Raw genomic sequence first — 11,837 nt, forward strand, 5'->3', positions numbered from 1 at the left:
GATATAATAAATATAGTTTATTGTTTTAATATACTGTGCTATAATATTTTAAGAGGTGAATAGGATGTATGAGAACTACTATGTATCTGTTATTATTGCTGCAGCAGGAATGAGCAATAGAATGGGAAGCAAAATTAATAAACAATTTATAGCTGTAGGTGGAAAGCCTATACTTGCTCATACAATAGAGAAATTTGAGAGATGCAGATACATTGATGAGATAATCTTAGTAGCTAAAGAGGAAGAAATTGAGTATTGTAGAAAAGAGATCGTTAAAAAATATAAATTTAATAAAGTAGCTAATATAATTAGAGGTGGAAAGGAACGACAGGATTCTATATATAATGGAATACTGGCATTGAGTGAAAAAACTGATATAGTTTTAACCCATGATGGGGCTAGACCTTTTGTAAAAATAGAAAATATTGAAGATGGAATAAAAGGAACAATTGCTCACGGAGCTTGTGTAATAGGAGTTCCTGTAACAGATACAATTAAAGTAGTAGGGGAAAATAAAACTATAGATAATACACCACAGAGGGCTTTGCTTTGGGCTGCTCAGACACCACAATGTTTCTTTAAACATATACTTATTAAAGGATATGAAAAGGCAATAGATAATGGATTTGTTGGAACAGATGATAGTTCTATAGTTGAGAGAATAGGTTATGATGTTAAGATGATTATGGGTTCTTACGAAAATATTAAAATTACTACTCCTGAGGATATAATCCTTGCTGAATCTTTGTTTAAAGATAAGGGAATGATTTTTAGGAGGAGAGAGTTTGTTTTTCAAAGTAGATAATATAGATAGGTGATAATATGAGAATAGGATTTGGTTATGATGTTCATCAACTTGTAGAGGAAAGAAAATTGATTATAGGCGGAGTAGAAATCCCTTTTGAAAAAGGATTGTTAGGTCATTCAGATGCAGATGTTCTTATTCATGCAATAATGGATAGTATATTAGGGGCATTGGCTTTAGGTGACATTGGAAAACATTTTCCAGATACAGACAATAAGTATAAGGATATTTCTAGTGTTTATCTTTTATCTCAAGTATTTAAATTAATGAACGATAAAGGTTATAATATAGGCAATATTGATGCTACAATTGTTGCTCAAAAACCTAAATTAGCTCCTTATATAGAGTGCATGAAGATTAAACTTGGAGAAACCTTACATACATCTATAGATAATATAAATATAAAAGCTACAACAACAGAGTGGTTAGGTTTTGAAGGGAGAGAAGAGGGAATTTCAGCATATAGTGTATGTTTACTTCAAAAATAAAATAATTGACATAATATAATACTATTAGTATAATGTGGATATATTATATAGACTAAGATAGGAAATAGTAAATATTATAGGTCTTAGAGAGGAAGTCATATGGTGAAAGACTTCTGTCCTCCCTAATATTGAACCTGTCCTGGAGTTTTTAAGCCATAAAGCTTAAACGGTGGTGCGTTATAACTATTGAGAGAACCTTTATTAGGTTTATTAGAGTGGTACCGCGGAATTCAACCTTTCGTCTCTAGAGCAAGAGATGAAAGGTTTATTATTTTTGTAATCTTAAATAGTTGAGGTAAGATAAATTATAATTTTAAAATAAGGAGAGTGATTTTTATGAGGATGTCAAAACTTTATATACCTACTTTAAGAGAGATGCCAGCAGAAGCGGAGATAGCAAGTCATAAATTACTTTTAAGATCAGGTATGATGAGAAAATTAGTTAGTGGAGTATATTCTTACCTTCCAATGGGATATAGGGTAATAAGGAAGGTTGAGCAAATAGTTAGAGAAGAAATGGATAGGGCAGGTTCACAGGAGTTATTGATGTCTGCCATTCAACCAAAAGAAATATGGGAAGCAACAGGAAGATGGGAAAACTTTGGACCAGAAATGTTTAGATTAAAGGACAGAAATGATAGAGAATTCTGTCTTGGACCTACACATGAAGAGTATTTCACCAATTTAATAAAGGACGAGGTAAAATCTTATAAACAACTTCCGCTAAATCTTTATCAAATTCAAACTAAATATAGAGATGAGAAAAGACCAAGATTTGGATTAATGAGATGTAGAGAGTTTATAATGAAGGATGCATATAGTTTTGATGCAGATGAAGAGAGTATGAAAAAAGCTTATGAAATAATGTGGGAAGCATATGATAAGGTATTTACCAGGTTAAAATTAAAATATAAAGTAGTTCAAGGTGATACTGGAGCTATGGGAGGTAAGATATCCCATGAATTTATGGCAATGTCCGAGGTAGGTGAAAGCCTTGTAGCGTATTGCGACCACTGTGATTATGCTGCTACTGATGAAAAGGCAGAGGTAATATATAAAGTTAGGGAAAACTTGTCTGAAGAATTAGAGCTAGAAAAAGTCCATACTCCAAATATAACCACTATAGAAGCATTGGTAGAGTTTTTTAATGTAGAACATAGTAATTTTGCAAAGGCATTAGTTTTTAATGTATCAGGGAAACCAGTAGTTGCTATAATTCCTGGAGATAGGGAACTAAATGAAACGAAGTTCTGCAATTATTTAGGCGTTGGTGAACATGAAGTAGAGATGGCAGATGAAAATATGATATTAGATATAACAGGTGCTAATAAAGGCTTTACTGGACCTATTGGCTTGAAAAAAGGAGTTAGACTTTTAATTGATTCTAGAATTACTAAAATGAAAAACTTAGTAGTAGGAGGAAATGAAACAGATTATCACTTGAAGAATGTGAACTATGGTAGAGATTTTACTGGAGAAGTAGTAGATGATTTACTTTTAGTAAGAGAAGGAGATATCTGTCCAAAATGTGGTAAGTCATTAAAGATGGATAGAGGAATTGAAGTAGGGAATATATTCCAATTGGGAACAAAGTATTCTGATTCTTTAGGGGCTAATTTCCTAGATGAGAATGGTAAAGAAAAACCATTTATAATGGGATGTTATGGTATAGGTATTTCTAGATCTGTAGCAGCAGTTGTTGAGCAATATCATGATGAGGATGGAATTATATGGCCTTTAGTTGTAGCACCTTATCATATAATTATAACTGTTGTAAATATAAAAAATGAAGAACAAATAGACTTAGGAGAAAGTTTGTATAAAGAATTAAACTCAATGGGATTGGAAGTTGTTTTAGATGATAGAAATGAAAGAGCAGGGGTTAAATTTAAAGATAGAGATTTAATAGGAATTCCAATTAGAATAACTATAGGGAAAAAGGCAGGAGAATCAATTGTGGAATACTCCATAAGAGGAAAAGATGAAAAATTGGAGATTGGTGTAGATGAATTAACATCTTTAATAAAAGATGAATTTAATAAAGCGGGATTAAAAATATAAACACAATGGAAAAGTAAGACTAAAGTCTTACTTTTTTTTATAAAAAAAGAAGGAGTTTTTAAACAAATGTTGAATATATATAATATAGCTAGTTATAAGCTAGATAAAAAGTACCTAATATTATAGTTTATAATTTATAATAATTAATAAATTTTTCTAAAAAACAATTGAAGCAATGAGGTGATGAAATACTGATATATTATATAATTAATGGAGGGTTGCTATGTTAATAGAATTAGAAACCGAGTTAATTACATTATGTGAAGAAATTATAGACATTTTATATGAGTTAAAAGAAAAGGAATTAATAACTGAGGAAGAATTTAATATTCATTCAAAAAAGAAACTTAATTTTATTGAGAAAACAACAAAAATACTTACAATGCAATAATAATTTTTTTAAGGGAAATACTATATTGAAATCTTAATGCTTAAAGATTTTAATATAGTATTTTTTTATAGTAATAGAAAATTTCCACCTTAATATTTTAAATATAGAGTTTTGTTCATAAAATCTAAGAGAAAGATTCTTTGATTTCCCTTTAATAGAATTTTTTATTATAATCTATAGTGAATAATTTTTGTAAATGTAAACTTAAATCAAGTCTATAAATGTATTAAAAAAGAGTTAAATAATTTATTATTACTATAATAGAAGTCCTTTTATTTAAAGTGAATAGTTTACACTTAAAGATTAGTGAGATATAATAGAAGGTAATTAATTCAGGAGGTGTACATTTTGAGAGAAGTTAGAGTAAGATTTGCTCCAAGTCCTACAGGGTATTTACATATAGGGGGACTAAGGACAGCTTTATATAATCATTTATTTGCCAGACATAATAATGGTAAGTTTATTTTAAGGATAGAAGATACTGACCAGACAAGATTTGTAGAAGGTGCCATAGAAAATTTAATAGAATCCTTGCATTGGGCTGGTGTAGACTATGATGAAGGAGTATTTGTAGAAGATGGTAAAATTGTACAAAAAGGAAATCATGGTCCATATATTCAATCTGAAAGATTAAATATATATAAAAAATATGTAGATGAACTTATTGAAAAAGGGTATGCTTATTATTGTTTCTGCTCTAAAGAAAGACTTGAACAAGTCCGTGAAGAACAAAAGATTAAAGGATTGGTTCCTAAATATGATGGATTTTGTAGAAATATATCCTTAGAAGAAGCAAAGAAAAGAATTGCTAATGGAGAAGAGTATGTAGTTAGATTAAAATTACCTCAAAATTATGATGTGAAATTTCATGATTTAGTTAGGGGAGATATAGTAATAAATACTGATGATGTTGATGACCAAGTTTTATTAAAATCTGATGGATATCCAACATATCATATGGCAGTAGTAGTAGATGATCATTTAATGAATATAACTCATATTGTAAGAGGAGAAGAGTGGTTACCATCTACACCGAAACATATTTACTTATATGAAGTGTTTGGATGGGAAAAACCTATATATGTTCATCTTCCAACAGTATTAAATAAAGATAGGAAGAAACTAAGCAAGCGTCAAGGAGATGTGTCTGTAGAAGATTTTAGAGATAAGGGGTATTTGCCAGAGGGATTAATTAACTATTTAGCATTAGTAGGTTGGAGTCCAGAAGACAATCAAGAGATTCTTTCCATGGAAGAGTTAATTGAAAAGTTTTCTTTTGAAAGGGTTTCAAAAACTGGTGGAATATTTGACAAGGATAAATTAAATTGGGTAAATGGTCATTATATAAGATCCTCATCTGTTGAAAGAATTACGGACATGGCTATTCCATATTTAATTGAAGCAGGTTTTATTGATGATGAATTTGTTCAATATAAATATGAATGGTTAAAATTATTAATCCATACAGTTCAAGAGAGCTTAGATACAATGGCAGAAGTAGTAGAAAAAGTAGAATTTATATTTAAAGAACATATAGAAATAATAGAGGAAGATGCTCTAGAAATAATAAAGGGAGAGCAAGTAAGTACTGTTCTAGCTGCTATTAAAGAAGAATTAAAAAATATAGAAGAGATAGATGAAGAATATGCTAAAGGATTTATGAAGCTTATACAAAAAGCTACAGGAGTTAAAGGTAAAAATTTATTTATGCCAGCTAGAGTTGCTTTAACAGGAACAGCCCATGGACCGGAGTTCGTAAATATATTGATTTTATTAGGTAAAGAAAATATATTAAAAAGAATTGATTATGTAATGAAGAACTATATTAATTAATATATAAAATCAGTGAATAACTAAGGGTGAATAGTTGTTCACTATAATAAAAGGAGGGACATATGGAACTTTATAATACTTTAACAAGAAAAAAAGAAAAATTTGTACCCATAGTAGATGGACAGGTAAGTATGTATACTTGTGGACCTACGGTCTATAACTATATACATGTTGGAAATGCTAGACCAATGGTAGTATTTGATACATTGAGAAGATTTTTTATATATAAGGGATACAATGTTAAGTACATTGTAAACTTTACAGATATTGATGATAAAATTATAAATAAAGCTAATGAAGAAAATACTACATTTAAAGATATTGCAGATAGATATATAGAGGCTTTTTTAGAAGATGCCAAGGGATTAAATATATATGAAGAGAAAACAATTCATCCTAAAGCAACAGAGTTTATTGAGCAAATGATTCAGTTCATAGAAGCTTTAATAGAAAAGGGTGCAGCTTATAATGTAGATGGTAATGTTTATTTCAATATAGAGAGTGCAAAAGATTATGGTAAACTATCCAAGAAAAATATTGAAGATTTAATTAGTGGTGCTAGGGTTGGGGTTAGTGAAGAAAAAAACAATCCTATGGATTTTGCATTATGGAAGAAAGCAAAAGAAGGAGAACCTTCATGGGATAGTCCTTGGGGTAAAGGACGACCAGGATGGCATATTGAATGCTCTGTTATGTCTAGAACCTTACTAGGAGATACTATAGATATACATGCAGGGGGAGAAGACCTTCAGTTTCCCCATCATGAAAATGAAATTGCACAATCAGAAACCTTGACAGAGAAACCTTTTGCAAATTATTGGATGCATAATGCTATGTTAAATGTAGATAATCAAAAAATGTCTAAATCCTTAGGTAATTTTTTTACGGTGAAAGATATTGCAAAAGAATTTGATTTAGAAGTTCTTAGATTCTTTTTATTGTCTGCACATTATAGATCTCCTATAAACTTTACTAGAGAAGTAATGAAACAGATAGAAAATGGTTTAGAAAGATTATATAATGGAAAGAAAAACTTAGAATATTTGCTTGAAAAAACAGAAGACAGAAAATTAAGTGAGGAAGAAAAAGAGATACTATCTATTGTTGAGAAATATAAAAATGAATTTATCGAAAGTATGGAAGATGATTTAAACACAGCAGATGCTATAGCGTCGTTATTTGAAATTGTCAAGTTTTCTAATTCAAATTTAAATGAAAGAGCATCTAGAGAATTAGTTGAAAATGTTTATAATATTTTATTAGAATTAGCCAACGTACTTGGCATATTGCATAAAAAAGAAGAAATTTTAGAAGAAGAAATTCTAGAACTTATAGAAAAAAGAACAGTAGCAAGGAAAAATAAAGACTTTAAACTAGCTGATGAAATTAGAGATGCATTAAAAGAAAAAGGAATAATTTTAGAAGATACCCAAGAAGGGGTGAAATGGAAACGTATATAGATTATGGGAGAAAATAATTTATTTAGAAAGATGAATACAGAATTAAATGCAGAGGATATAACTATGTTATCTCCTCTGCAACTTGCATACATAGGTGATGCAGTATATGAATTATTTGTTCGCACTTATTTGCTTGAAAAAAAGCTATCGGTTAAAGAGCTTCATAAATCAACTATTAAATATGTAAGAGCGGAGGCCCAAGCTAATATAGTGCATATTTTGGATGATGTACTTACTGAAGAAGAGCAAATAATAGTTAAAAAAGGTAGAAATGCTAAGACTAATACTATGCCTAAAAATGCCAATATGATAGATTATAAATATGCTACTGGATTTGAAGCTTTAATTGGTTATCTCTATTTAATGGGCAAGGATAGTAGAATAGAAGAATTATTTGAATTAGTATCTAATATAGAAATCAATAAGTAAGGGAGGGATTGGAATGGTTAAAGTGGAACTTTTAAGATATACACCAGATGGTGAAAAGCTAATTGCAGCAGCTGCTAGACTTTGCTATTCTCCCATAGGCGTAAATGAAATAGAAGAGAGTTTAAATGAAGAGAAGGTTGAATCATTCTTATCTCTTTTAATGGATTTAAATCATGAAAGTCCTATTGAACATGTTACTTTTACCTTTGGAGTTGAAGGTGTATCTCGTACCCTAACCCACCAATTGGTTAGACATAGAATTGCCAGTTTTTCTCAACAATCACAAAGATATGTAAAACTTGAGCAATTTGAATATATAATTCCCCCAGCTATTGCTAATAATAAAAGAGCTAGGGAAATATTTGAAAATGCCATGAAGGAAGATCAAAAAAATTATAATGAAATATCAAACTTATTATTTAATGAGTATTATAGTAAATATATAAACCTTAATTACAATGAAAAAGAAGCAAGAAACAAAGCTGAAAAAGAATCTATTGAAGATGCAAGATATATTTTTCCGAATGCCTGTGAAACTAAAATAGTATTTACTATGAATGCAAGGTCTTTGATGAACTTTTTCAAACTTAGATGTTGCAATAGAGCTCAATGGGAAATAAGAGAACTTGCTATTTTAATGTTAATTGAAGTGAAAAAAATCTATCCTACATTATTTAAAAATGCTGGGCCAGGCTGTATAAATGGACCATGTCCAGAAGGCAAGATGACCTGTGGGAAGATATCTGAAGTAAGGGAGAAGTTTATGACCTAACTTAGGGAAGGCTAGTAAGCTTTAGTAGGTCAAAGGCAACGAAGGCCAAATTCATGGGAATGATAATGATAAAATGAATTTATGCAGTGAGACTGTGGAATAGTAAATAATCAAGAGCGAAAATATAAATATGGTGAATATCTATTAGTTGTTCACTAGGTTTGCAGAAAGGTGTGATAGGAATGGATTTTCAATATGTAGTTGGTAGAAATCCTGTCTTAGAAATACTAAAGGCAGATAGAGAAATAGAAAAACTATATATTTTAAAGGGAGAACTTCAAGGTTCTATAAATAAAATAATTGGAATAGCAAAAGATAGAAACATTGTAATACAGCAAGTAGATAAAAATAAATTAGATTCTTTGTCAGATGGTAATGCTCATCAAGGAGTAGTTGCATTAGTTACTTCTTATACTTATTCAAGTATAGAGGATATTCTTAATAGGGCAAAGGAAAGAAATCAACCTCCTTTTATTGTAATTTTAGATGGATTGGAAGATCCTCATAATTTAGGCTCTATAATTAGAACAGCAGAATGTGCAGGAGTACATGGAATAATTATTCCTAAGAGACGTTCTGCTCAGATAAATCAAACAGTATATAAAAGTTCCGCTGGTGCAGTAGAGCATATGCTTGTAGCTAAGGTAAACAATATTGTAAATGCAATTGAAGAATTAAAAGACAAAGGTCTTTGGATTTATGGTGCAGATATGAATGGGGCTGATTATCATTTTAATACTTCTTTAGGAGGAGCTATAGGATTAGTAATAGGAAATGAAGGTAAAGGTCTATCAAGGCTTGTAAAAGAAAAATGTGATGTATTAGTTAAAATACCAATGCTAGGTAAGATATCTTCTTTGAATGCTTCTAATGCAGCGTCTATTTTGATATATGAGGTAGTTAGACAAAGCCATGGCTAAAAAGAATAAAAGAGTTAAAGAGTATCTCTTTGTTGATGGCTATAATATCATTAACTCCTGGGAAAGATTTAATAAGCTTAAAAATGAAAACTTAGAGGAAGCTCGTAATGAGCTTATAGAGATTATGACAGAATACAAGCATTATTCTGGAATCGAAGTGATAATTGTATTTGATGCACATTTGGTAAAAGGCAATTGTGGAACTAAAGAGAACTACAATGGATTAAAGGTTATATACACAAAAGAAAACGAAACAGCAGACCAATATATCGAAAAACAATTAGATGAGATTGGTAGAATAAAAAGAGTAAGAGTAGCCACATCGGATTGGATGGAACAACAAATTATTCTTGGACGGGGAGGTACTAGGATTTCAGCTAGAGAATTAGAAATGGAAATTTTTAATGAAAAAAAGTTGATGAAGCGTAAAAACAATTTAGAAAACAAAAAAAATGATTTGTTATTAGGAAGATTAGATGAGAAAACAATAGATAGGCTGAATAAAATAATAAGTAAAGATTGAATAGCCTTGACTAATATATAAGTATTAAATATAATAAAAGTGATTTAAATTAAAGTATAAACTGGGGGGATACTTAGTGCAACTTGAGTTACATAAATGCTTGGAATTGTCTACGTATGAATTTATGGAAGATGAAGAGATTGTAGAGGCAGCCAAAAATAATGATGCTATTGCACTGGAATACCTAATGTATAAATATAAGAGCATTGTAAAAGGAAAGGCTAGATCTTATTATTTGATTGGAGCAGATAAAGAGGATATTATTCAAGAGGGTATGATAGGACTTTATAAAGCAATACGTGATTATGATAGGGACAAGCTTACATCTTTTAGAGCTTTTGCAGAAATTTGTATTACAAGGCAGATAATTACGGCAATTAAAACAGCAACAAGGCAAAAGCACATTCCTTTAAATTCTTATATTTCACTTAATAGACCCATATATGATGAAGACTCTGATAGAACATTATTAGATATTATTTCAGGATTTAAAACTTCAGATCCAGAAGAGTTAATGATTAGTAGGGAAGATTTGAATTTAATGGAAAGAAAAATGGAAGAGGTTTTATCTGAATTAGAATTAGAAGTTTTAATATCTTATGTAAATGGTATGAGTTATCAAGAAATTGCGGAAGACTTGGACAGGCATGTAAAGAGTATTGATAATGCATTGCAGAGAGTAAAGAGAAAATTAGAAAAAATATTAGAAGACAAAGTAGAAACTTGGGCTTGACAATCTTTAAGGGAAATAGTAAAATAACTAGCAGTGAGAAAAAATGCCCACGTAGCTCAGGAGGTAGAGCACTTGCATGGTAAGCAAGAGGTCACCGGTTCGAGTCCGGTCGTGGGCTCCAAGATTTTTGAAGATAAGAAACGCCAGGGTGAGTTTTCTTAGATATCTTCCTTGAGAAAGCTTAAGGAAAGTAAAAGTTATTAATATAATTAAGGAGGAAAATTGAAATGGCAAAAGCAAAATTTGAAAGAACTAAACCCCACGTAAACATAGGGACCATAGGACACGTAGACCATGGAAAAACAACATTAACAGCAGCAATTACAATGGTATTAAACAAAAGATTTGGCTCAGGAACAGTAATGAGCTATGACAACATAGATAAAGCACCAGAGGAGAGAGAAAGAGGAATAACAATCTCAACATCACACGTAGAATATGAAACAGCAAACCGTCACTATGCACACGTAGACTGCCCAGGTCACGCTGACTATGTAAAGAACATGATAACAGGAGCAGCACAAATGGACGGAGCAATCTTAGTAGTATCAGCAGCAGACGGTCCAATGCCACAAACAAGAGAACATATCTTATTATCAAGACAAGTAGGAGTACCAAAGATAGTAGTATTCTTAAACAAACAAGATATGGTAGATGACGAAGAACTAATTGAATTAGTAGAAATGGAAGTAAGAGAATTACTATCCGAATATGAATTTGATGGAGATAATACACCAATAACAGTAGGTTCAGCATTAAGAGCAATAGAAGAACCAGATGGACCATGGGGAGATAAAATAGTAGCTCTAATGGAAACAGTAGATGAATACATTCCACAACCAGAAAGAGATACAGACAAACCATTCCTAATGCCAGTAGAAGACGTATTCTCAATTACAGGAAGAGGAACAGTAGCAACAGGAAGAGTAGAAAGAGGAGTAGTAAAAACAGGAGACAACGTAGAAATCGTTGGTCTATCAGAAGAAGCAAGAACAGTAGTAGTAACAGGAGTAGAAATGTTTAGAAAACTACTAGACGAAGCACAAGCAGGAGATAATATAGGAGCACTTCTAAGAGGAGTACAAAGGAACGAAATTGAAAGAGGTCAAGTATTAGCAAAACCAAAATCAATAAAACCTCATACAAAATTCGAATCAGAAGTATATGTACTATCAAAAGAAGAGGGTGGAAGACATACACCATTCTTTAATGGATATAGACCACAATTCTACTTTAGAACAACAGACGTAACAGGAGATATAAAACTAGAAGAAGGCGTAGAAATGGTAATGCCAGGAGATAACGCAAGATTTAGTATAGAATTAATCACACCAATAGCAATGGAAGAAGGACTAAGATTTGCTATACGTGAAGGTGGAAGAACAGTAGGAGCAGGAGTTGTAACTAAAGTTCTTGAATAAT

The 11,837-nt window shown here is 31.0% G+C and carries 12 protein-coding genes, 1 tRNA gene and 1 other annotated feature; all 13 genes read left to right on the plus strand.

The window, feature by feature from the left end:
* The first annotated feature begins 64 nt into the window (after nt 1-64).
* The 13 genes from ispD to tuf all read left to right on the plus strand — a co-directional run bounded on the left by ispD (nt 65) and on the right by tuf (nt 11,836).
* Nucleotides 65-805 carry a 2-C-methyl-D-erythritol 4-phosphate cytidylyltransferase gene (gene ispD, locus BUB33_RS12025; RefSeq protein ID WP_072976694.1) on the plus strand — a complete coding sequence of 247 codons (741 nt, stop codon included), beginning with the start codon at nt 65-67 and terminating at the stop codon, nt 803-805.
* Nucleotides 806-822: 17 nt separating this feature from the next.
* Nucleotides 823-1,293: a 2-C-methyl-D-erythritol 2,4-cyclodiphosphate synthase gene (gene ispF, locus BUB33_RS12030; RefSeq protein WP_072976696.1), complete on the plus strand. Its 471-nt coding sequence runs from the start codon at nt 823-825 to the stop codon at nt 1,291-1,293.
* A gap of 45 nt (nt 1,294-1,338) precedes the next feature.
* Nucleotides 1,339-1,542: a binding site (T-box leader), on the plus strand.
* 87 nt (nt 1,543-1,629) lie between these two features.
* Complete coding sequence (locus BUB33_RS12035) at nt 1,630-3,354, plus strand: proline--tRNA ligase (protein WP_072976699.1); 1,725 nt, start codon at nt 1,630-1,632, stop codon at nt 3,352-3,354.
* Nucleotides 3,355-3,577: 223 nt separating this feature from the next.
* The gene (locus BUB33_RS16105; RefSeq protein WP_159429195.1) at nt 3,578-3,745 is read left to right on the plus strand and encodes a hypothetical protein; all 168 of its coding nucleotides are present in this window, start codon (nt 3,578-3,580) and stop codon (nt 3,743-3,745) included.
* Between the two features lie 348 nt (nt 3,746-4,093).
* Entirely contained in the window at nt 4,094-5,578 is a 1,485-nt protein-coding gene (gltX, locus tag BUB33_RS12040) for a glutamate--tRNA ligase (RefSeq protein ID WP_072976700.1), read from the plus strand.
* A gap of 62 nt (nt 5,579-5,640) precedes the next feature.
* Nucleotides 5,641-7,038: a cysteine--tRNA ligase gene (gene cysS, locus BUB33_RS12045; protein WP_072976703.1), complete on the plus strand. Its 1,398-nt coding sequence runs from the start codon at nt 5,641-5,643 to the stop codon at nt 7,036-7,038.
* A gap of 3 nt (nt 7,039-7,041) precedes the next feature.
* Nucleotides 7,042-7,467 (plus strand): Mini-ribonuclease 3, encoded by a 426-nt coding sequence (locus BUB33_RS12050; RefSeq protein WP_072976706.1) that lies wholly within the window; start codon nt 7,042-7,044, stop codon nt 7,465-7,467.
* 13 nt (nt 7,468-7,480) lie between these two features.
* A complete protein-coding gene (thyX, locus tag BUB33_RS12055) occupies nt 7,481-8,239 on the plus strand; it encodes an FAD-dependent thymidylate synthase (protein ID WP_072976709.1) in 759 nt (252 codons plus the stop codon).
* A 182-nt stretch (nt 8,240-8,421) separates the two neighbouring features.
* The gene (gene rlmB, locus BUB33_RS12060; protein ID WP_072976712.1) at nt 8,422-9,159 is read left to right on the plus strand and encodes a 23S rRNA (guanosine(2251)-2'-O)-methyltransferase RlmB; all 738 of its coding nucleotides are present in this window, start codon (nt 8,422-8,424) and stop codon (nt 9,157-9,159) included.
* Entirely contained in the window at nt 9,152-9,682 is a 531-nt protein-coding gene (locus BUB33_RS12065; RefSeq protein WP_072976714.1) for an NYN domain-containing protein, read from the plus strand. The genes rlmB and BUB33_RS12065 overlap by 8 nt, the downstream gene beginning before the upstream one ends.
* A gap of 76 nt (nt 9,683-9,758) precedes the next feature.
* On the plus strand, nt 9,759-10,415 hold the full coding sequence (sigH, locus tag BUB33_RS12070; RefSeq protein WP_072976716.1) for an RNA polymerase sporulation sigma factor SigH: 657 nt from the start codon (nt 9,759-9,761) through the stop codon (nt 10,413-10,415).
* Nucleotides 10,416-10,460: 45 nt separating this feature from the next.
* Nucleotides 10,461-10,536, plus strand: a tRNA-Thr gene (locus BUB33_RS12075).
* A 106-nt stretch (nt 10,537-10,642) separates the two neighbouring features.
* The gene (tuf, locus tag BUB33_RS12080) at nt 10,643-11,836 is read left to right on the plus strand and encodes an elongation factor Tu (RefSeq protein WP_072976718.1); all 1,194 of its coding nucleotides are present in this window, start codon (nt 10,643-10,645) and stop codon (nt 11,834-11,836) included.
* Nucleotide 11,837 lies beyond the last annotated feature (1 nt).

Origin of the sequence: Tissierella praeacuta DSM 18095 (assembly GCF_900128955.1) — a bacterium.
Lineage (GTDB): Bacteria > Bacillota > Clostridia > Tissierellales > Tissierellaceae > Tissierella > Tissierella praeacuta.